Origin of the sequence: Nocardia xishanensis NBRC 101358 (assembly GCF_001613365.1) — a bacterium.
Taxonomy (GTDB): Bacteria; Actinomycetota; Actinomycetes; order Mycobacteriales; family Mycobacteriaceae; genus Nocardia; species Nocardia xishanensis.
Genome location: NZ_BDCF01000036.1, coordinates 57,229 through 77,997 on the forward strand (window position 1 = coordinate 57,229; position 20,769 = coordinate 77,997).

20 protein-coding genes and 1 pseudogene are annotated in these 20,769 nt (G+C 68.8%); 13 read left to right on the forward strand and 8 right to left on the reverse strand.

What is annotated here, in order from left to right; translation table 11 throughout:
* Nucleotides 1-315: 315 nt before the first annotated feature.
* Nucleotides 316-801 carry a DUF2505 domain-containing protein gene (locus tag NX1_RS24810; protein ID WP_068063923.1) on the reverse strand — a complete coding sequence of 162 codons (486 nt, stop codon included), beginning with the start codon at nt 799-801 and terminating at the stop codon, nt 316-318.
* Nucleotides 802-844: 43 nt separating this feature from the next.
* Here NX1_RS24810 and NX1_RS24815 point away from each other — a divergent pair, with 43 nt between their 5' ends.
* Together NX1_RS24815 and NX1_RS24820 are read left to right on the forward strand one after the other, a co-directional pair.
* Nucleotides 845-1,933 carry a UDP-N-acetylmuramate dehydrogenase gene (locus NX1_RS24815; RefSeq protein WP_373864911.1) on the forward strand — a complete coding sequence of 363 codons (1,089 nt, stop codon included), beginning with the start codon at nt 845-847 and terminating at the stop codon, nt 1,931-1,933.
* Between the two features lie 67 nt (nt 1,934-2,000).
* Nucleotides 2,001-3,236 carry a L,D-transpeptidase gene (locus NX1_RS24820; RefSeq protein ID WP_068063968.1) on the forward strand — a complete coding sequence of 412 codons (1,236 nt, stop codon included), beginning with the start codon at nt 2,001-2,003 and terminating at the stop codon, nt 3,234-3,236.
* Nucleotides 3,237-3,316: 80 nt separating this feature from the next.
* On the opposite strand, the gene mscL is transcribed toward NX1_RS24820, so the two are convergent.
* The gene (gene mscL / locus NX1_RS24825; protein WP_084501732.1) at nt 3,317-3,844 is read right to left on the reverse strand and encodes a large conductance mechanosensitive channel protein MscL; all 528 of its coding nucleotides are present in this window, start codon (nt 3,842-3,844) and stop codon (nt 3,317-3,319) included.
* Nucleotides 3,845-4,052: 208 nt separating this feature from the next.
* Nucleotides 4,053-4,787, reverse strand: a complete 735-nt coding sequence (locus NX1_RS24830; RefSeq protein WP_068063925.1) for an SDR family NAD(P)-dependent oxidoreductase — start codon at nt 4,785-4,787, stop codon at nt 4,053-4,055.
* Nucleotides 4,788-4,870: 83 nt separating this feature from the next.
* On the opposite strand from NX1_RS24830, the gene NX1_RS24835 reads away from it, so the two are divergent.
* The 6 genes from NX1_RS24835 to NX1_RS24860 all read left to right on the forward strand — a co-directional run bounded on the left by NX1_RS24835 (nt 4,871) and on the right by NX1_RS24860 (nt 12,436).
* On the forward strand, nt 4,871-5,692 hold the full coding sequence (locus NX1_RS24835; RefSeq protein ID WP_068063927.1) for an alpha/beta fold hydrolase: 822 nt from the start codon (nt 4,871-4,873) through the stop codon (nt 5,690-5,692).
* 316 nt (nt 5,693-6,008) lie between these two features.
* Nucleotides 6,009-7,415: a D-inositol-3-phosphate glycosyltransferase gene (gene mshA, locus NX1_RS24840; RefSeq protein WP_068063929.1), complete on the forward strand. Its 1,407-nt coding sequence runs from the start codon at nt 6,009-6,011 to the stop codon at nt 7,413-7,415.
* Nucleotides 7,412-7,915, forward strand: a complete 504-nt coding sequence (locus tag NX1_RS24845; RefSeq protein ID WP_068063931.1) for a type III secretion system chaperone family protein — start codon at nt 7,412-7,414, stop codon at nt 7,913-7,915. Before mshA ends, NX1_RS24845 begins: the two co-directional genes overlap by 4 nt.
* Nucleotides 7,916-8,317: 402 nt before the next feature.
* Nucleotides 8,318-9,211, forward strand: coding sequence for an ROK family protein (locus NX1_RS24850; protein ID WP_068063933.1), 894 nt, complete (start codon nt 8,318-8,320; stop codon nt 9,209-9,211).
* A gap of 43 nt (nt 9,212-9,254) precedes the next feature.
* The gene (locus NX1_RS24855) at nt 9,255-9,992 is read left to right on the forward strand and encodes a phosphoglyceromutase (RefSeq protein WP_068063970.1); all 738 of its coding nucleotides are present in this window, start codon (nt 9,255-9,257) and stop codon (nt 9,990-9,992) included.
* A 392-nt stretch (nt 9,993-10,384) separates the two neighbouring features.
* Nucleotides 10,385-12,436: a CocE/NonD family hydrolase gene (locus NX1_RS24860; RefSeq protein ID WP_068063935.1), complete on the forward strand. Its 2,052-nt coding sequence runs from the start codon at nt 10,385-10,387 to the stop codon at nt 12,434-12,436.
* Between the two features lie 473 nt (nt 12,437-12,909).
* Here NX1_RS24860 and NX1_RS24865 read toward each other — a convergent pair whose 3' ends face one another.
* Nucleotides 12,910-13,569 carry an NADPH-dependent F420 reductase gene (locus NX1_RS24865; RefSeq protein ID WP_068063971.1) on the reverse strand — a complete coding sequence of 220 codons (660 nt, stop codon included), beginning with the start codon at nt 13,567-13,569 and terminating at the stop codon, nt 12,910-12,912.
* Nucleotides 13,570-13,658: 89 nt separating this feature from the next.
* Between NX1_RS24865 and NX1_RS38140 the strand changes: the two genes are divergently transcribed.
* The 3 genes from NX1_RS38140 to NX1_RS24880 all read left to right on the forward strand — a co-directional run bounded on the left by NX1_RS38140 (nt 13,659) and on the right by NX1_RS24880 (nt 16,273).
* On the forward strand, nt 13,659-14,204 hold the full coding sequence (locus NX1_RS38140; protein WP_245668667.1) for a winged helix-turn-helix transcriptional regulator: 546 nt from the start codon (nt 13,659-13,661) through the stop codon (nt 14,202-14,204).
* Nucleotides 14,205-14,351: 147 nt separating this feature from the next.
* Entirely contained in the window at nt 14,352-15,587 is a 1,236-nt protein-coding gene (locus NX1_RS24875; RefSeq protein WP_068063937.1) for a sensor histidine kinase, read from the forward strand.
* Nucleotides 15,584-16,273 carry a winged helix-turn-helix domain-containing protein gene (locus NX1_RS24880; RefSeq protein WP_068063939.1) on the forward strand — a complete coding sequence of 230 codons (690 nt, stop codon included), beginning with the start codon at nt 15,584-15,586 and terminating at the stop codon, nt 16,271-16,273. Before NX1_RS24875 ends, NX1_RS24880 begins: the two co-directional genes overlap by 4 nt.
* A gap of 137 nt (nt 16,274-16,410) precedes the next feature.
* On the opposite strand, the gene NX1_RS24885 is transcribed toward NX1_RS24880, so the two are convergent.
* The 4 genes from NX1_RS24885 to NX1_RS24900 all read right to left on the reverse strand — a co-directional run bounded on the left by NX1_RS24885 (nt 16,411) and on the right by NX1_RS24900 (nt 18,947).
* On the reverse strand, nt 16,411-16,743 hold the full coding sequence (locus NX1_RS24885) for a hypothetical protein (RefSeq protein ID WP_068063946.1): 333 nt from the start codon (nt 16,741-16,743) through the stop codon (nt 16,411-16,413).
* A gap of 130 nt (nt 16,744-16,873) precedes the next feature.
* Complete coding sequence (locus NX1_RS24890) at nt 16,874-17,323, reverse strand: hypothetical protein (protein ID WP_068063948.1); 450 nt, start codon at nt 17,321-17,323, stop codon at nt 16,874-16,876.
* 116 nt (nt 17,324-17,439) lie between these two features.
* Nucleotides 17,440-17,919 carry a hypothetical protein gene (locus NX1_RS24895; RefSeq protein ID WP_068063954.1) on the reverse strand — a complete coding sequence of 160 codons (480 nt, stop codon included), beginning with the start codon at nt 17,917-17,919 and terminating at the stop codon, nt 17,440-17,442.
* A gap of 152 nt (nt 17,920-18,071) precedes the next feature.
* The gene (locus NX1_RS24900; RefSeq protein ID WP_068063956.1) at nt 18,072-18,947 is read right to left on the reverse strand and encodes a DUF3109 family protein; all 876 of its coding nucleotides are present in this window, start codon (nt 18,945-18,947) and stop codon (nt 18,072-18,074) included.
* 65 nt (nt 18,948-19,012) lie between these two features.
* Here NX1_RS24900 and NX1_RS24905 point away from each other — a divergent pair, with 65 nt between their 5' ends.
* Together NX1_RS24905 and NX1_RS24910 are read left to right on the forward strand one after the other, a co-directional pair.
* Nucleotides 19,013-20,044 (forward strand): Ppx/GppA family phosphatase, encoded by a 1,032-nt coding sequence (locus NX1_RS24905; protein ID WP_068063957.1) that lies wholly within the window; start codon nt 19,013-19,015, stop codon nt 20,042-20,044.
* Nucleotides 20,045-20,081: 37 nt separating this feature from the next.
* Nucleotides 20,082-20,769: pseudogene (locus NX1_RS24910) on the forward strand (hypothetical protein); the annotation flags it as partial.

Here is a 20,769-nt window from a genome sequence, read left to right on the forward strand (position 1 = left end):
GAGGGGTCGAGACATGCGACTGCGTCGCATGCGCTTCGACCGCTCGGAAGCGAAACGGCCGCGAACGGGCTCGTAAAGCTCGCGCCCGGGTGGTCGACAGTGCGAGGATGCTACGTCCCGGTTCGACGTGTTCCATGGCATCTCGCCTGCTCACCAGTGGTATTTCGGCTGCCGCCACCGCCATGCGTCAGCTTGGCGGGTGGCCAGGTCGAGGGCGGGAGCGACCGGCACCCGCCGCGGCAGTTCTGATCGATCGGCTGGCAGCGCGACGCCCCGAGCGTCGACAGGGCCGATCGAGGCGTTCGGCAGGGGACCTCAGTGCTGGTTCAGCCAGGTGTTGGTGAACTCTTCTTCCGACTGGAGGAGTTCGGTGAGGCGCTCTTTGATAGCCGATTCGATCTTGCCGCCGAAGAGGGGGACCTTCACCTCGATGGTGCCTTCGAGGGTGGTGGCGGCGGAGCTGTCGTCGCCGGTCAGGGTGACGGTGCCGCGAACGGTGGCCGGGGCGCCCTCGACGCGGACGTCGAAGGTGGCGGTGTCGCCGGTCCAGTTCTCGGTGCGCGGGATGATCAGGTCGCCGGGGCGCACGGCGGTGATGGCGGGCGGAAGCAGGTCGGCGGCGATGGCCTGCACCATCTCGACCTGCACCTGGTCGCCCTGCACGGTGACCGACTCCAGGCGGGCGTTGGGCCCGCCGACCTCGGCGATGCGGTCCTTCCAATACTGCTCGTTGCCGAAGGCCGCGCGTACGGCGGCGACCGAGTGGGAGTAGCGGGCCGTGAACGCCAAGGGTGTAGCCATGGTTGGACACGCTACCGTCTGGGGCGTGCGAACTTCACGTGTGGTGGCGACCGATCGGGCGCGCGATGTGCTTGCCGACACCGGCGCTTCGGTGCGCGACGAGGTGCGGCTTGCCGAGCTGACCACGCTACGGGTCGGCGGGCCCGCGCTCGTCGCCGAATGCGCCTCGACGCAGTCCCTGGTGGCGACGGTGCGCGCGCTGGACGCGGCGGGCATTCCGGTGCTGCTGCTAGCCGGCGGCTCGAACCTGCTCATCGCGGACGACGGGTTCGACGGCGTTGTGGTGCGTATCGCGACCGAGGGCGTCCGGATGGATCAGGACGGCGTCGTGGCCGAGGCGGGCGCGAACTGGGACGCGGTGGTCGCCGCGACCGTGGCGGCCGGTCTCGGCGGACTCGAATGCCTTTCCGGCATACCGGGTTCCGCGGGCGCGACGCCGGTGCAGAACGTGGGCGCCTACGGCGTCGAGGTGGCCGATCTGCTGCGCCGGGTGCGGCTGCTCGACCGGGCGACCGGCGAGATCCGCTGGGTCGAGCCCGCCGAACTCGGCTTCGGCTACCGCACCAGCGTGCTCAAGCACCGCGACGACGCGGTGGTGCTCGAGGTCGATTTCGCACTGAACGCGGGCGGTACCAGCGCGCCGCTGCGCTACGGCGAACTGACCAGGGTGCTGGACGCCGCGGAAGGCGAGACCAAGCCGGCGACGCTGGTGCGCGAGGCGGTGCTGCGCCTGCGCGCAGGCAAGGGCATGGTGCTCGACGCCGCCGATCACGACACCTGGAGCGCGGGCTCGTTCTTCACCAACCCGGTCGTCCCGCACGCGCGGGTGCCCGAGGTGCGTGCCGCGATCGCGGCCCATGTGGGTGACGTCACCATTCCCACCTATCCGGCCGAGGACGGCGTGAAATTCTCCGCGGGCTGGCTGATCGAGCGGGCGGGCTTCGCCAAGGGCTTCCCCGGTCCGGACGCCGCGGCCCGGCTCTCCACGAAACACACACTGGCGCTGACGAATCGCGGCGCCGCTACCGCCGCGGATCTGGTGGCGCTCGCCCGCATCGTGCGCGACGGCGTGGCCGAGCGTTTCGGCATCCGGCTCGAACCCGAACCCGTCACAGTCGGCGTCACGCTCTGATCGGATGAGACGAACGGCGCACCGCTCGACGGCCGAAACATCGTGAGCCGGGCGTAAATTCGATGTGGTGAGTAAGCGTCCCCTGATCCGCCGCCCGATAGTCGCCGTGTCGGCTGTATTGCTCGTCGTGATCGCACTGGTGGCGGGTTGCTCCGCGGGCGGCGACGGCAAATCCGGCGGGAGTGCGGCCGGCTCGGTCGCCGAAGTGACCACGACACCCGGCGACGCCGACGAGGACGTCAACCCGGTCGCCCCCGTCACGGTGACGGTCGCGAACGGAACCATCGACCAGGTCGCGCTCACCAATGCGGCGGGCAAGCAGGTGCAGGGCGAGCTGAGCCAGGACAGGCGCACTTTCCGCATCACCGAGCCGCTCGGCTACGACGCCATCTACACCTGGTCGGGCACCGCTGTCGGCGCCGACGGCAAGGCCGTCCCGATCGACGGTTCGTTCCACACGCTGACCCCGAAGAACACCGTCCCCGCGACGGTCAACATCGGCGACGGCCAGGAAGTCGGCATCGCCGCGCCGATCATCCTCCAGTTCAAGTCCCCGGTGAAGAACAAGGCCGAGGTGGAGAAGGCGCTGACCGTCACCACCGATCCGCCCACCGAGGGCGCGTGGGCCTGGTTCCCCGACGACAACGGCGGCTCGCGACTGCACTGGCGGCCGAAGCAGTACTGGACGCCGGGCACCACCGTGCGCGTCGCGGCGAAGCTCTACGGACTCGACCTGGGCGGCGGCAACTACGGCTACTCCGATCTCACCTCGGATTTCCGCGTCGGCCGTAGCCAGGTCGTCGTGGCCAACGCGCCGAGCCACCGCATGCAGGTGGTGCGCGACGGGCAGACCATCTTCGATTTCGCGGTGAGTTACGGCGAGGGCAACGAGGCGCGCAATGTGACGCGCTCGGGCGTCCACGTGGTCACCGAGAAGTACGAGGATTTCCTGATGTCGAATCCGCCGTACTACACCAACGTCAGGGAACGCTGGGCGGTGCGCATCTCCAACAACGGCGAATTCATCCACGCCAACCCGGAATCCCTGTCGGCGCAGGGCTCGGCGAACGTGACCAACGGCTGCATCAACCTCTCGCCGTCCGACGCCCAGGCATACTTCCCGACCGCGCTCTACGGCGACCCGGTCGAGGTCACCGGCACCTCGATCGCCCTGTCCGCCGCCGACGGCGATCTCTACGACTGGACCATCGACTGGGAAACCTGGAAGACCATGTCGGCGCTGAAAGGTTCCCCGGCCTCGGTCGTCTCCGCGACACCGGTCACGCCGGGTCCGCCGCGTTAGGAGTACCTCCCGCGCGGCCGTGCGCGATTTACCGACCGACATGGTCCGGCTGTGCTGATCGCGCGGACCCGCCGCTCCGGCTATGAGCGGCTTTCGACGGATTGCGTCCGGTCGTGCCGGTTGGACAGACGCCCGTGCTCCGGCGTTACCGGGTGCGCGCTGCCGACGGTGGGGTCGACGCGGTCGAGCTTGGCGAGCGCCTCGGCGTTCTGGACGGCGCGGGCATCGGCGCTCTGCTTGGCGAGCAGGTCGCGGATCTCGATGAGCAGTTCGATCTCGGTGGGCTCGGCGGCCTTGGTGGTGCCGAACCGGTTCTTCAGGGTCTTCATCGGCAGGATGAGCACGAAGTAGAGGACCGCGGCGATCATCAGGAAGTCGATGAAAGCGGTGACGATCGGGCCGACGGCGATGAACGTCGCGGGCTTGCTCGGCACCAGGTGGAAGCCGAGGCCGAGTTCGTTGGTGCTGCCGAGGACGGCGAGCAACGGGTTGACGACGCCCTTGGTCACCGCGGTCACCACCGCCGTGAACGCGGTGCCCATCACGACCGCCACGGCGAGGTCGATGACATTGCCGCGCATCAGGAACTCTTTGAAGCCCTTGAGCATGAGTCGAACAACTCCAATCTGGTGTAGCCGAGTTTCAGAAAAACCATCCGATGCTAACCGCGTCTCCGCAACTCGGCGAATTATCAGCAAACGATCTTGATGTAGTTTTCCGGCTATTCGGCCACCACCGAGCCGTCGACCGTCCGCCTTGGCTCTTGGGCGATTCGGTAAGTAGCGCGGGCAGGCCGTGGCGGTCGATCGATGCGGCTCAGGAGCGCCGCGCGAACCGTCCCGGGTCGGCCTGATCCCGCGGCTTCACGATGATCTGATCCAGGTTCACGTGCGGCGGACGCGACGCGACGAAGCCGACGATCTCGGCGATATCCGCGGCGACCAGCGGATCGATCCCCTCGTACACCTTCGCCGCCCGCTCCTCGTCGCCGCCGAAACGCACCAGCGAGAACTCGGTCTCCACCGCGCCCGGCGCGATCTCGGTGAGCCGAACGGGCTTGCCGAGCAGCTCGCCGCGCAGGGTGCGGTGCAGCACGGCCTGGGCGTGCTTGGCCGAGGTGTAGCCGGAACCGTTGTCGTAGGCGTGGAACGCGGCGACCGAGGTGATGGTGACGATCAGGCCGTCGCCGGACGCGATCAGCTTGGGTAGCAACGCCTTCGTGACGCGCAGCGTGCCGAGCACGTTGGTCTCCCACATCCAGCGCCAGTCGTCCAGATCGGCCTCGCTCACTGGCGCAAGGCCTTTCGCGCCGCCCGCGTTGTTCACCAGCACGTCGACCGCGGGCACGGCGTCGGTGAACGCCGCCACCGACTCCTCCGAGGTGACGTCGAGTTCCAGTGCGGTGCCGCCGATTTCGTTTGCGAGCGCCTTCAACCTGTCGAGCCTGCGCGCGCCGACGTACACGTGGTAGCCCTGAGCCGCGAGTTCACGCGCGGTGGCTTCCCCGATGCCGGAACTGGCTCCCGTGACGACGGCGGTGCGATTGCTCATGCGGTGATCCTATGCATACTCCGCCTTCGCTCCGGCCGTGCGCGGTATGTCGACGGGCTTCGCCCGCCCTTACGCTGGGTGCCATGGCACTTCGGGAAGCGGTCAGCGCGGACGGCACCAACATCGTCTATAGGGTCGACGGACCCGCCGACGGACGGCCTCTCGTCCTGATACACGGCTGGTCGGCGAGCCTGCGCTGCTGGGGCGGAGCGGCCGACGACCTGGCCCGCCGCTTCCGTGTGATCGCGGTCGATCTGCGCGGCCACGGCTATTCCGGCGTCCCGGAGACCGGCTACGACGATCCCAAGAACTGGGCCGCCGATATCGCCGCTGTGCTCGCCGCCGAGGGGATCGTGTCCGGCGCGGTGCTGCTCGGCTGGTCCTACGGCGGCATCGTGATCAGCGATTACCTCACCGCCTACGGCACGGGCGCGGTGGCGGGCCTGGTGTTCACCGGCTCGATGGCCAATATCGGCCGGGACGTGCCTGGCGCGGCCACCGGATCGGCCATGCGGGAGGCCATCCCCGGCGTCTTCGAGACCAGCGCTGGCCGCGCCACCAGGGCCTTCGCTGTGTTCGGCAACGCCAATACCGGTCCCGGTCCGGACAAAGGCGCGGACGCCCAGCGGCTCTTCGGGATCAGCCTGGCCACCCCGCCCTCGGTGCGCAAGGCGCTGTTCTACCGTTCCGTCGACAACACCGAAACCCTTCGCGCCCTGGATATTCCGGTCCTCGTACTGCACGGCGACGCGGATCCGGTCGTCCCCATCGACAACGGCCGCTACATCGCCGAGAACACCGCGCACGCGCGCACGTCGTTCTGGCCGGGTGCGCAGCACGGACTGTTCATCGAGGACCGCCCGCGCTTCGTCGCGGAAGTCACCGAGTTCGTCGACGGTCTGTAGTCCCTGGGTCCGCACTGACGCTGTCGGCCGGCGGCCCGTCGTTGGACCGCGCCCGGCCGGAGCGAAGGCGGAGTACGCATAACCGGCGCTGTCGGGCGGCGGCCCGTCGTTGGACCGCGCCCGGCCGGAGCGAAGGCGGAGTACGCATAACCGGCGCTGTCGGGCGCCAGCCCGTCGGCAGACCGCGCATGGCCGGAGCGAAGGCGAAGGTACGCACATACATTCGAATCGCAGGTCAGCAGGGTTGGCCTCGCGGTGTGTGATGACTCTCACTTGGCCGGTAGGGGTCGTCGGCAGCGGTTATCCACCGTGCACTATGGATGGTGTGAGTCAACGTGCGGACCTACGGCCGAATCGGATAGCCGTGCTGTCGGTGCACACCTCACCACTCGCGCAGCCGGGCACCGGCGATGCGGGCGGCATGAACGTCTATGTACTGCAAACCGCCCTCCAGCTGGCACGACGCGGCACCGAAGTCGAGATCTTCACCCGCGCCACCTCCTCGAACGTGCCTCCGGTGCAGGAGGCGGGGCCGGGCGTGCTGGTGCGCAACGTGGTGGCGGGCCCGTTCGAGGGGCTCGACAAGCACGACCTGCCGACCCAGCTGTGCCCGTTCACCGCGGAGGTGCTGCGTCAGGAGGCGCGCCACCAGCCAGGCCACTACGACCTGGTGCACTCGCACTACTGGCTGTCCGGACAGGTCGGCTGGCTGGCCAGGGACCGCTGGCGGGTGCCCCTGGTGTTCACCGCGCACACCTTGGCCGCGGTGAAGAACGCCGCGCTGGCCGAAGGCGACTGCCCCGAGCCCGCCACCCGGGAGATCGGCGAGAAGCAGGTCATCGCCGAGGCCGATCGTATGGTCGCCAACACCGCCGAGGAGGCGCGTCAGCTCGTCGAGCTCTACGGCGCCGACGCCGACCGCATCGACGTGGTGCCGCCCGGCGCCGACCTGGCGCGCTACCGTCCCGGCGACAGGGCCGCGGCCCGCGCCGAGCTCGGGCTGGCCGCCGACGAGCGGATCGTCGCGTTCGTCGGCCGCATCCAACCGCTGAAGGCGCCCGACGTTCTCGTGCGCGCCGCCGCCGAATTGCTGCGCACCGATCCCGCCCGCAACCTGCGGGTGCTGATCGTCGGCGGCCCGTCGGGCACCGGCCTGGAGCGCCCCGACGCGCTGATCGAACTCGCCGCCGAACTCGGCATCACCGACCGCGTGACCTTCCTGCCGCCGCAGCCGCCGGACCGGCTCGTCCAGGTGTATCGCGCCGCCGACCTGGTCGCGGTGCCCAGCTACAACGAGTCCTTCGGTCTGGTCGCCATCGAGGCGCAGGCCACCGGCACCCCGGTGCTCGCCGCCGACGTCGGCGGTCTCGGCACTGCCGTCCGGCACGGTGAGACCGGGCTGCTCGTGGCCGGTCATCACATCCCGGACTGGGCCGCCGCGCTCGGGACGCTGCTCGACGAGCCGCGCAGGCTCGACGCGATGCGCGGCCGCGCGGTCGAGCACGCCGCGAACTTCTCCTGGGAGCACACCGCCGACGGTCTGCTCGCCAGCTACGCCGCCGCGCTGTCCGGTTTCGGCGTGGGCGAGGCCGCCCGGCCGACGGTGCTCGACGGTCCGCTCGCGACGGAACGCACTAACCTGTCCGGTGCCGCGCTCCTCGGCGAGGGCGGTCAGGTCAGATCGCGGGCGCTGTGGCGGCGCCGGATGGGAGTGCACCGATGACCGATATCCAGGCCACCGCGCGGCTGATCGACGAGACCCTGCGGGACAGGGAGATCGAGTACACCCGCCCCGGCGACGACGTCTTCGTCGTCGTCCTGCCCGGTGAGCGCAAGCTGAAGACGACGCTGATGCTCACCGTCGGCAAACACGGCGTGCGCATCGAATCCTTCGTCTGCCGCAAGCCCGACGAGAACTTCGAGGGCGTCTACAAATTCCTGCTCCGCCGCAACCGCCGCCTCTACGGCGTGGCGTACACACTGGACCGGATCGGCGACATCTACCTGGTCGGCCGCATCGCCACGCACGCCGTCACCGAGGACGAGCTCGACCGCATCTTCGGCCAGGTGCTCGAGGCCGTCGACGCGGACTTCAACGTGCTGCTGGAACTCGGCTTCGCGGAATCCATTCGCAGGGAATGGAAGTGGCGGGTCTCGCGCGGCGAGTCGTTGAAGAACCTGCGCGCGTTCGAGCATTTGGTGGAGTCCTCCGAGAACTCCTGACCGCCGCTCGAGGGTGGGGTCCGCCGACCGCTAGTGGGCTCGATGGCGCCGACAATCGCTGTGCGCTGAGGCCAATTGCCCGCACGCTGAGCTGACGATGCCTGCTGACCGCCGGGCGCCACGGCCGATGGTCGCCTGCCGCGTGCTGAGCGCGACAATGTCCGGCAACCGTTGGGCGTCGAGCCCGACAATGCTCGACAGGCGCCGGATGTGGAGGCTGATGATGCGCGACTACCGACGGATGGGGAGGCCGATGGTGTTCGGCAACCGGCGGACGGGAAGACCGATGGTGCCGGTCGGCCGTCGGGCAACTACCGTTGGCGACCGCACAGCAAGATCATTCGGCACCGGACCGTCGCGCGACAGCGGCGGTCCGGTGGCGTTGGGAAGTGGGGGTTTCAGATGACCGTTCTCGCATTGGACATCGGCGCGACCAAGATCGCGGTCGGATTGGTGGGGGCCGACGGGATGACGCACGAGGTGGGCCGCATCCAGGTGCCGCCGACCGGCGTGTGGGACGCGGTGCGCGGGCTGCTGCTCGCGGCGGCCAACGGGTCCGAGGTCGATCTCGTCGGCATCGGCGCGTGCGGTCCGGTCGACGCGCCCGCGGGCATCACCACTCCGCTCAACATCCCGGAGTGGCGCGACGGATTCGCGCTGGTGCCCGCGGTGCAGGAGGTGTTCCCGGACGCCTCGGTGCGGTTCGCCATCGACGGCGTATGCCTGGCGCTCGCCGAGCGGCATTTCGGCGCGGCGCGGGAGACGCCGGACGCGCTCGCCATGACGGTGTCCTCCGGCATCGGCGGCGGCGTCGTGGTCGGTGGCATGGTCGCGGTCGGGCACACCGGTAACGCCGGTCACATCGGCCACATGATCGTCCCCGGCTCGACCGATCCGTGCGCCTGCGGCGGCGTCGGCTGCGTGGAGGCGGTGGCCAGCGGCCCTTCCTCGGTGCGGTGGGCGCGCGAGCGCGGCTGGGAGGGCAACACCGGCATCGAACTGGCCGTCGACGCCCAGGCGGGGGACCGGATCGCCAAGGCGGCGCTGCGGCGCGCGGGAATCGCGCTGGGACAGGTGATCTCGTCGGCGGCCGCGTTGCTCGACGTGGATCTGGTCGTGGTCGGCGGCGGTTTCGCCCAGTCCGGCGAGCCGCTGTGGCGACCGTTACAGGAGGCGCTAGGCGCGCACGCCCGCATCGACTTCCTGCGCGACCTACGCGTGGTCCCTTCGGAATTGGGGGATCAGGCCACCTTGGTCGGCGCCGGACTGCTCACCGCCCTCGCTCCGGCACCCTAACCAGGGCTCCGGCGCGAAGCCCGCGCGTGGCAGGATGACCGTCATGACGTACACCCTCGTGCTGCTGCGCCACGGCGAGAGCGAATGGAATGCCCTGAATCTGTTCACCGGCTGGGTGGACGTGCACCTGACCGACAAGGGCATCGCCGAGGGCAAGCGGGCGGGCGAGCTGCTCGCCGAGCACGGCATCCTGCCCGACATCGTCTACACCTCGCTGCTGCGCCGCGCCATCTCCACCGCGAACATCGCGCTGGACGCCGCCGACCGGCACTGGATCCCGGTGGTGCGCGACTGGCGGCTCAACGAGCGTCACTACGGCGAGCTGCAGGGCAAGAACAAGGCGCAGATCCGCGACAAGTACGGCGACGAGCAGTTCATGCTGTGGCGGCGCAGCTACGACACCCCGCCGCCGCCGATCGACCCGGCCAACGAGTACAGCCAGGAAGGCGACGCGCGGTACGCGGGCATCGAGGTGCCCAAAACGGAGTGCCTGCTCGACGTGGTGAACCGGATGGTCCCGTACTGGGAGTCGACCATCTCGAAGGAACTGCTCACCGGCAAGACCGTGCTGGTGGCCGCGCACGGCAACTCGCTGCGCGCGCTGGTCAAGCACCTGGACAACATCTCCGACGACGACATCGCCGGCCTGAACATCCCGACCGGCATCCCGTTGCGCTACGAGCTGGACGAGAACCTGCGCCCGGTGCGTCCGCGCGAATACCTGGACCCGGAGGCCGCCGCGGCGGGCGCCGCCGCCGTCGCGAGCCAGGGCGGTAAGTAGTACGAACCCCGATGCGCCGCGGTCGTCCATCGACCGCGGCGCATCGTCGTCTCGGCGTGCGGCCGGCTTCCGCGCCGGAACATCGGCCGGACCGGACTGCGTGACCGATGCACTTCCGGCGCTCGACAAGATGACGCCTTCTCGGCGGAAGAACGTTGCGTTGGCGACCCGCGCTACGGCGTGTGCACCCTTGCTTCTTCCTCCGATGCGGTAAACCTTCATTCCAGGTCATGGATCTCTAGCAAGCCCGCATATTCAGCGATTATCGCGTTCCATCCGACATAAGTGAATTGCGATTCCATCCGATTCTCGTCGATCCGGACGTGCTTACCGACTGGTAAGTTGTGTATGCTTCCGGACGTTCGACCAGTCCGAGAGGTGGATCACGTCCGATGAAGTACGCGTTACGGGCCACAGTCGCGGCGCTCGCCGCCGCCGTGCTCGTTCCCTTCCTCGCCACCGGCGCGACCGCAGCGCCCGTCGCGACCGGTCCCGACGGCGGCGCGGCCGGAGCGGCGTGGGCCGCCACGCAGGATTCCGCACAGCAGTACCCGAACGTGCACATCGAATGGGATGTGCCGATCACCATGAGCGACGGCACGGTGCTGAAGGGCAACGTCTACCGGCCCGCCGACGCCTCTGGACGTCCGATCGACGCGCCGACGCCGACCATCGTCAATCTGACGCCCTACACCAAACTGGTGTCGAACCTCGCCGATCACGCGCAGTCCGTCCCGGTGCTCTCCGACGCGCTGCTGAACCTGTTCCGGCAGATCGACTTCAACGGCACCCCGCTGTCCGGCGTCACCGATCTCACCAAGGCCTTCGGTGGCGGCGAGCTGCGCAACTTCACCGTCGACCGCCAGCTGATCAAGAGCGGCTACTCCCAGGTCGTCGTCGACGTGCGCGGCACCGGTTTCTCGCAGGGCGAGTGGGACATGCTCCGCGCCCGTGAACAGCAGGACACCCTCGAAGTCATCGACTGGGCCTCGCGCCAGCCGTGGTCCGACGGCAAGGTCGGCATGAACGGCATCTCCTACTCGGGCATCAACCAGGTGCAGGCCGCGGCGCAGCAGCCGCCCGCGCTGAAGGCGATCTTCCCGGTGGTGCCCGGCAGCGACCTGGTCAACGACGTGCTCGCGCCCGGCGGCGGCTTCGGCTTCAACTTCATCCCGCTGTGGCTCACCGCGATCAACTCCCTGAAGTGGGCGCCGGATCTCCAGTCCATCGTGAACGGCCAGTTCGATTGGCAATGGCTCAGCGACCGAGCCGCCTCCCCGCTCACCTTCATGGATGTGTTCCTGAACGCTTACACCGCAACGCGTTTCCAGGACGCGGACCCGCGCTTGCTCGGCCTGCTCAGCCACAACAGCCCCGAACGCGCCGACTACGTCAGCGATCCCACGCAGATCAGGGTGCCGACCTTCGTCGTCGGCGGCTGGCACGATCTGTTCACCTACTCGGAATCCAAGATCTACAACGAGATTCCGCTGCCCGCCGGTCAGAAGCAGCTGCTGATGGGCAACACCTACCACGTGAACTCGGGCAACGAGTACGGGAAGCCGGGTCTGCCGCCGCGGCTGGACGTGCTGCAGCGGGCGTGGTTCGACAAGTGGCTCAAGGGCATCGACAACGGCATCGACGGCTACGGCCCGGTCACCCTGCGCCAGCAGGGCGGCGGCTGGGTCACCCAGAACGGCTTCGGCCCAACGGCTGTCGGTGAAGCCGCCGCGCAGCACCGCCGCATGTACCTGTCCGCGGAGCCGAGCGGCACCGCGAACAGCGTCTACGACGGTTCGCTGACCGGTGAACCGAACGCCGACACCGCGCGGCTGACTGTCGCGCCCGGCCTGACCACCCTGTGCTCCAACGACGCCGCGCAGGGCAGTGCGGGCGTGCTGTCGATCATCGACGGCTGCGCCAAGGATTCCCGGGTCGCCGAGCTGAACGCGCTCACCTTCACCAGCGCGCCGGTCGCCGACACCACCACCGTCTCCGGTCCGATCGCGGTGCGGCTCAATACAGTTCAGGACGCCGCGGACGGGTACTGGACGGTGACCGTCAACGACGTCGCGCCCGACGGCCAGTCGACCGTGCTCACCTCCGGTCAGCTGATGGCCTCGCTGCGACAGGTGGACGAGGCCAACAGCACCCGCTCCGCCAACGGCGACTACACCGACCCGCGGCCGTTCACCTCGCTGGAGACACGGCAGCCGACCGTGCCGGGCGAGGCCACCACGCTGGACATCACGCTCAGCGCCACCGAGGCGATTCTGCAGCCGGGCCACCGCCTGCGGGTGGACGTGTTCGCGGGGAACTTCCCCAAGGGCCTGCCGGTTCTGCCGATGCTGCTCGACACGGAGTTGAAGCCGCAGCATGTGCAGCTGGACCCGGAGCACCCGAGCTTCGTGAACATTCCGGTGCGCGGCGATCCCGGTTGGTGAATCGCGTTTCGCGAGGGGCGTCTTCGGACAGGAGGCGCCCTTCGCGCTTTTCAGGTCCCGTACCCGGCGCAGGTCAGCGTGCTTTTGTGCACCCCGACGAATCTCATTGCCATTCATTGCAATTTCTCGGACACGCCGTCCGAGGTGACCTAGCTTCTGCGAAATCCGGAATGCCTTGCGTTCGGCGGCGCTGCTCCTCGCCGTCTGCCTGTCGACATGCCACCCATTCCGCTCCCATGGATTGCAAGGCCCCTTGACATGCGGCGGCACTCGCCCGCCCGCGGAATGAACGCCACCCCGGCCGGTCGAGCCAGCCGGAGCCGCACCGAGTCATGAGTTAGCGGGAAGTAAGCCGGGTGCGCCGCCGAACGCGCACAGCAGCGCTCGGCGAAACCCGGAACAGGTGTGCGTCGTCGGACTGTCCGTCCTCGGAACATCCGCCGACGCGCCCCCCTGCTAAGCCCGCCCGCCCCTCAATCGCGCTCGGCGAACGCGGCGGCGAGCGGTGGGAACATCGCGCGGCTGTCGTGTCCGGCGAACCAGAGGCCGACCGTCATGGCGGAAGTCGCCTCCAAGTACCGAGCCCGACGCAGCCCACCCGCCGGAAATGGCCGCAGCTTCAGATCCTCGGCCAAACCGGCGACCAGGTGCACGGCATCGGGGTCGTCGCCGCAGAGTGGAACGGAGAGCCCGCTTCCGTCGAATTCGCGGGCCTCCGCCGCCCACACTTCGGCCGCGCACAGGTTGAAGGCCTTGACCACGTGCGCCGTGGGGACGGTGGCGGCGATGCGTTCGGCGACCGCGTCCTCGGTGAGGACGAAATTCAGCGTGCCGTCCGGTGCGCTCGCATCCGGTTGGAAGGCATTGGTGCAGTCGATGAGGACGCGGTCGTCGAGGGCGGTGGAGCGCAGTACGGCGTCCAGTGCGTCGACCGGCACCGCGAGCAGCACCGCGTCCGCGAACTCGGCCGCCTCTTCGATGCTCCCGCCTCGCGCGCCGTGTCCGATCGCGTCGGCCAGTTCGACGGCCGCCTCGCGGCGCCGCGCGCCGAAGCGGACCTCGTGGCCCGCCGCCGCCCAGCCGCCGCCGAGCGCACGCGCCATCGCGCCCGCCCCGATGATTCCGATTCGCATGATGAACTCCTCGCTGTCGAATGAGCTTCCGACGCTAGGGAATTCGATAGGCACCTCGGGGTGCGCAATGGCGGTGCCATGCTGAATCCATGACCGCGTCACCCGCGAACGCCGGACCGATGTTCCGCACACCGCAGCCGGAAGCCGCTGCGCAGACCTCGTCGACCCGGTTTCGCGGGTCGTCGACGCAGGGCCCGGCCTCCGCAGCGGCATACGAGTCTGTGGCGAGCGTTCCGGCGCCCAATGCGGCGCAGGAGTTGCCGAAGCCGATCCAGGTCGACTACCCGCCCTACGGCGACTACGAATCGGACTGTCCCGCGCGCATGGGCGTCGACCTGTTCGGCAACTCCTGGCTGCCGGTGATCGTCTACATGCTGCGTGACGGGCCGATGCGTCCCGGTGAGCTGCGGACCGCGATCGGTGGGATCAGCCAGAAGATGCTCACACAGACCCTGCGCCGGATGGAGCAGCTGACGCTGGTGGAGCGCCGCCGCTACGCCGAAGCGCCGCCGCGCGTCGAATACGAACTCACGGTGGCGGGCCGCGACCTGCTGGGGCCGATCTACGCGCTCGGCGCGTGGGTCGACAAGCACGGCAGGGCGGTCAACGCGGCGCTCGCGGAGGAGGAGGACTGACCTCAGCCCGTGCGGCGCCGCACCACGCCACCGCTAGTCCGAACAACGCGTAAACACACGGCTAACGGCCCTGGAATGCCCTGTGACCTGCATGAAACTTCGTGAACCCGCCGTTGGTGAGCCGGTCGGCGACCGTACGATTCAAGTGTGAGTGTTCCGCAGGCCGTGTTGTTGGCAGTTCTTGCGGCTGTCGTCGGCCTTGCAGTCGGTGGACTGCTGATTCCGTACGTGAACGCCCGTCAGGCCGCCCGCAGGCAGGCCGATTCCGGGCTGACCATGTCGCAGGTGCTCGACCTGATCGTGCTCGCCTCCGAGAGCGGCATCGCCGTGGTCGACCAGTACCGCGACGTGGTGCTGGTGAATCCGCGCGCGGAGGAACTCGGCCTGGTCCGCAACCGCCTGCTCGACGAACGCGCATGGGCCGCGGTGGAGAAGGTGCTGACCAGTAACGAGTCCGCCGAATTCGACCTGACCGCGAAGAACCCGATGCCCGGCCGCAGCAGGATCGCGGTGCGCGGCGTGGCGCGGCCGCTCTCGCCGGAGGAGACCGGTTTCACCGTCCTGTTCGCCGACGACGATTCCGAACAGGCCCGCATGGAGGCCACCCGGCGCGACTTCGTGGCTAACGTCAGCCACGAGCTCAAGACCCCCGTAGGCGCGATGAGCCTGCTCGCCGAGGCGCTGCTGGAATCCGCCGACGATCCCGACGCTGTGCGCCACTTCGGCGAACGCGTGCTCGGCGAATCACGCAGACTCGGCAAGATGGTGACCGAGCTGATCGCGCTCTCGCGACTACAGGGCGCGGAGAAGCTGCCCGAACTCGAGGTCGTCGACGTGGACACCGTCGTCATGCAGGCGGTGGACCGCTCGCGCACCGCGGCGGAGGCGGCGGGCATCACCGTCAGCACCGATCGGCCGAGCGGGCTAGAGGTCCTCGGCGACGAGACGCTGCTCGTCACCGCGCTGTCCAACCTGGTGGAGAACGCGATCGCCTACTCGCCGGCCGGTTCGCACGTCTCGGTGAGCAGGTCGCTGCGCGGCGACCACGTCGCCATGGCGGTCACCGACCGCGGTATCGGCATCCCGAAGGAAGACCAGGAGCGGGTGTTCGAACGGTTCTTCCGTTCCGACAAGGCGCGTTCCCGCGCCACCGGCGGCACCGGGCTCGGACTCGCTATCGTCAAGCACGTGGCGGCCAACCACAACGGTGAGATCACCCTGTGGAGCAAACTGGGCACCGGGTCGACGTTCACCCTGCGAATACCCGCCCATCTCGAGGCCGACGGCGACGAGGAAGCCGACAGCCCCGTGGTGAGCACGAAGGAAACCGGCCCGCGCCCCCAAGGGCCGGGCAGACCGAATGGTGTGGAGGCACGCAGATGACGAGTGTTCTGATCGTCGAGGATGAGGAGTCGCTGGCCGATCCGCTCGCGTTCCTGCTGCGCAAGGAGGGCTTCGAGGTCACGGTGGTGGGCGACGGCCCGTCCGCGCTCGCCGAGTTCGACCGCTCCGGTGCCGACATCGTCCTGCTCGACCTGATGCTGCCCGGTATGAGCGGCACCGATGTGTGCAAGCAGCTGCGCACCCGCAGCGGCGTGCCGGTCATCATGGTGACCGCGCGGGACAGCGAGATCGACAAGGTGGTCGGCCTGGAACTCGGCGCCGACGACTACGTCACCAAGCCGTATTCGGCGCGCGAACTCATCGCGCGCATCCGGGCGGTGCTGCGCCGCGGCGCGGGCGACGAGCTCGAGGGCGGCAACGAGAACGGCGTGCTGGAAGCGGGTCCGGTCCGGATGGACGTGGATCGCCACACCGTGATGGTCAACGGCAAGCCGGTGACGCTGCCGCTCAAGGAATTCGATCTACTCGAGTACCTGCTGCGCAACTCCGGCCGGGTGCTGACCCGCGGCCAGCTGATCGACCGCGTCTGGGGCGCCGACTACGTGGGCGACACCAAGACCCTCGACGTGCACGTCAAGCGGCTGCGTTCGAAGATCGAGACCGATCCGGCCAAGCCCGAGCACCTGGTGACCGTGCGCGGTCTCGGGTACAAGCTCGAGGCCTGAGCGGCGACACGGCGAACGGGCCCCGGTTCCGCGTCCTCACCCCCGAGCGCGGAACCGGGGCCGGTTCTTGTCGTGCGCGTGGCGGCCCCCCTTGCGCGGACGGCGTCCGATCGGCGGACGCCGTCCGATGTCTCCTCTTACGGGAGGTAGACCCAGGTCGGGCCGATGCCGGGAACGTCGGTCTTGCGCAGCGTGATCCAGCCCAGGTCGTCTTCCTGCATGCAGTCGTAGATCGGGACGGTGGTGCCGTTGCCGCGGCAGGCGATGGTGTGGCTGGTGCCGTAGGGGCTCATGACGACGTTCTTGCCCTCTTTGGCGGCATTCACCGCGGACGGATCGGTCGCGGGCACGAAAGTGGCGGTGAAGTCCGAGAACTTGGTCGGGTCCGCGTCGGGCTCGGCGTGCGCGCCGCCGGCCATGGCCATAGTCGCACCGAGGACGAGGGTTGCGAGGGTGAGCGCTTTCTTCATGAACCGAGATCAAACCCGAAATGGGTGACGCGCGCATGGCGAACAGATGACCTGCCGGCTGCGTTCGGCGCGCCCGCGCTGGTCAGGGAAGTGTGCAGACCGCGAAGTCGCGGTCTGCACATCGAGTCTTTCAGCTGCTGCCGAGCAGTCCGCCGAGCAGCTTGCCCGCGCTTCCGGTGCCGCTGAGCGAAGAGCTGCCCGAGCTTCCGGTGCCGCCACTGCTCGCCTTGGACACCTCGACCACGATGGACTTGGTGCTGCCGCCCTGCTCGACGGTGATGATGTGCTGGCCCGGCGTGCTCGGCTTCCACTCGATGGTCGAGCTGCCCGGCGGCCACGGAACCTTTGGCGCGCCGATGAATTCGCCGTTGTCGCTGAAGTAGACCAGCAGCCCGCCCGACGCGCCGCCGACCTCGGCCGTGATGGTGTACGTGGTGCCGACCTTGTGGTCGCTGCCTTCGACCGAGACCGACTGCACGGCCGCGTACGCCGAGGGCGCCGCGAGCACGGTGACGGCGGCGGCCGCCAGCGCCGTGAGCCCGGCGCCCGCCCCGCGCCGGATGATGCTGAGTGATGTCATGGTGCTCCTCCTGTGCCGACCATGCCGATCGACTGGACCCTACTCTTTGAAGCGGAGATATTTCAGATTTCGGCCGGAGTACGCTCGCGCCGAAATGTGTTCGGAAGAACCAGGACTCAGCGTCCGAGCAGGCCGCCGAGCAGCTTGCCCGCGCTACCCGTTCCCGCGCTGCCGGTGCCGCCGCCCGGATTTCCGGGGTCGCCCGGGTCGCCGGGATCGCCAGGGTCGCTCGGGTCGGTCACCTGGACGACGACGGTCTTGGTGCTTCCACCTTGCGAGGCTGTGATCAGGTGCTGCCCCGGCGTTTTCGGCGTCCAGCTCACGGAGGACTCGCCGACCGGCCACGGCACCTTCGGGCCGGTGATCTGATCGCCGTTGTCCGACCAGTAGACGAGCAGCCCGATGCCTGCGCCGCTGAGCTTGGCACGCAGCGTGTAGGTGGTGTTGATGGTGTGGTCGGCGCCGGACACGGTGATCGAGTCGACGGTGGCGTGCGCCTGTGGCGCCGCGAACACGGCGACGGCGGTCGCCGCGGCGAAGCCCGCGATTCCGGCGCCGATCCGGCGCCCGATCAGGCCTGGCGTGGTGGTGTTCATGGTGTTCTCCTGTGCTGCCCGCTGGATGTGGGCCTCCGCACAGTAAGCGACCGAATGTGTGAAATGTGCGCGTTTCGCAAAACTGGACAAGCGTCCGTTAGGTATGTGCTGGTCCGTCAGGGGTGCGCGGGAGAGGTGGATGTGCGGGAGGGCTACGCCGAACCGTGCGCTCGCTGCTCGGCGTTGCGCTGGGCGTGCACCGTCGCGGGATGGACGGCGATCAGGCCGAGTCCTTCACGGCGCTTGCAGTGCCTGGCCAGCTCGTCGTACGCGGCCTCGCCGAGTAGTTCTTTCAGCTCCGGTGCGTAGGACTGCCAGACCGGCCGGGCGCCCACGTGCGCGTCGGGCGAACCGGAGCAGTACCAATCCAGGTCGAGGCCGCCGGGACCCCAGCCGCGCCGGTCGTATTCGGTGATGACCGTGCGCAGGATCTGCACGCCGTCGGGACGGTCGACCCATTCCTGGGTGCGCCGGATCGGCAACTGCCAGCAGACGTCGGGCTTCACGGTGTGCGGTTCGAGGCCGCGGCGCAACGCCATGGTGTGCAGCGCGCACCCGACGCCGCCCTCGAAACCGGGGCGGTTCAAGAAGATGCACGCGCCATCGAAGCGCCGGGTGCGCAGCGCGGGCTCGTCCTCGAGCTCGTCGAGTTCCAGATAACCCTTCTTGGTCACCTTGCCCTTGGCGTTCTCGGCCTCGTGCATCAGCTGCCAGTCATCCGGTGTGAGCATTTTCACAGCGTCGCGCAAACGCTCCTGGTCGTCCTCGTCGGAGAGGAACGCGCCATGCGAACAGCAGCCGTCGTCCGGGCGACCGGCGATGATGCCTTGGCAGGCCGGCGTCCCGAAGACGCAGGTCCACCGGGACAGCAGCCAAGTGAGATCGGCGACGATCAGGTGCTCGTCATTTGCTGGATCGACGAACTCGATCCATTCGCGCGGGAAATCGAGATCGACCTCCGGCGCGGGGTCGATCTTCGCCGCTGGTCGGGGCGGGGTCTGGCTGCTCGCGGTTGCGCCTACCGTCACATCTGCAAACGCTAACAGTTCGATCGCCTGGCCTGAAGCGCTGGCCGACCCAGTACCGTGTTCATGTGCGGCTTGGGGTACTCGACGTCGGAAGCAATACCGTTCACTTGCTCGTGGTGGACGCGCACCGTGGTGGCCATCCGATGCCGATGAGCTCGACCAAAGCCACGCTCAGGCTGTCGGAGAACCTGGACGACGCGGGCTGCATCACCGTCCAGGGCGCCGAGCGGCTCATCAAGACCGTGGCCGAATTCGCCAGCATCGCCGAGACGTCCCGCTGCGTCGAGCTGATGCCGTTCGCCACCTCCGCGCTGCGCGAGGCGGCCAACTCCGAAGAGGTGCTCGCCAGGGTGCGCGCCGAGACGGGCGTCGAATTGCAGGTGCTCACCGGCGTCGACGAGGCCCGGCTGACCTTCCTCGCGGTGCGCCGCTGGTACGGCTGGAGCGCGGGCCGCATCCTCAATCTCGACATCGGCGGCGGCTCGCTGGAGATGAGCAACGGCGGCGACGAGGAACCCGATGTCGCGCTCTCGCTGCAACTCGGCGCGGGCAGGCTGACCAGGGAGTGGCTGCGCGAGGATCCGCCGGGCAAACGCCGGGTCGCGGTGCTGCGCGACTGGCTCGACGCCGAACTCGTCACCCCCGCCAAACAACTGATCGAGGTGGGCAAACCCGATCTCGCCGTCGGCACGTCGAAGACGTTCCGATCGCTGGCCAGGCTGACCGGAGCGGCTCCCTCGGCGGCGGGGCCCAGGGTGCGTCGTACACTCACCAGCTCAGGTCTGCGCCAATTGATTGCGTTCATCTCGCGGATGACCGCGTCGGACCGTGCAGAATTGGAAGGCGTAAGTTCCGATCGGTCACAGCAATTGGTGGCTGGCGCATTGGTCGCGGAGGCGAGTATGCGGGCGCTATCGCTGGATACCCTCGAGATTTGTCCGTGGGCGCTGCGGGAAGGACTGATCCTGCGCAAACTGGATACCGATATGAACGGTGGACCCGAAGCATCGTGCTCGACGGGCCCGGCTGCCGAACCAGGCAGGCCGGCGCCCGGCGGTGACGCGGTCGCCGGTCCGATCGGAACGGTGTCGTCATGAACGAACTCAGTGAGCCAATCGGGTGCGAGGCGAAGGCATGACCGATGATTCCAAGCAGCTATCGGTCGCCGAACTGCTGGCCCGCAACGGTCAGCAGGGCGCGTCGTCCGGCGGCGGTCGGCGCAGGCGTGGTAGCCGCGGCATTTCCGTCGCCGAGCTGACGGGCGACCTTCCGGTCATCCGTGAGGGCGGCAGCCACTCGGCGCACGCCGCACCCGACGACGAGCCCCAAGCGGCCGAACCGTCGTCGTACGAGCCCGCCTCCTACGCGCCCGCAGCGTTCGAGCCGACCGCTTTCGAGCCTCCGGCTTACGAATCTCCGTCTTACGAATCTCCGGCTTTCGAGCCCGCGGCTTTCGAATCCAATGCGCCGGAGCGCATGTCGTTCCCCGCTCCGGATCCCGTCGCGGACCTGCCGAGTCATTCCCCGATGTCGGGCCCGATCACCCGCTACGACCCGCTGGCGCCCTATCGGGAACCGACGTCCTACTCCGAGCCGACGCCCTATCCGGCGGCGCCGTCCTACTCGGACCCGCCGCCCGGGCGCTCCAACCTGGTCATGCCGGGACGCGACATGTCCTACGGCTCACGGCACAGCGCACCCGACCCGCTCGCGGCCGCGTCGCCGTACGGCGACGACGCGCCGGCCGAGGCGCCCGCTCCGAAGCGCAGCGGCCGCAGGCGCAAGCCGGATCCGGACGACGCCGCGACCATCGTCGTCGGCC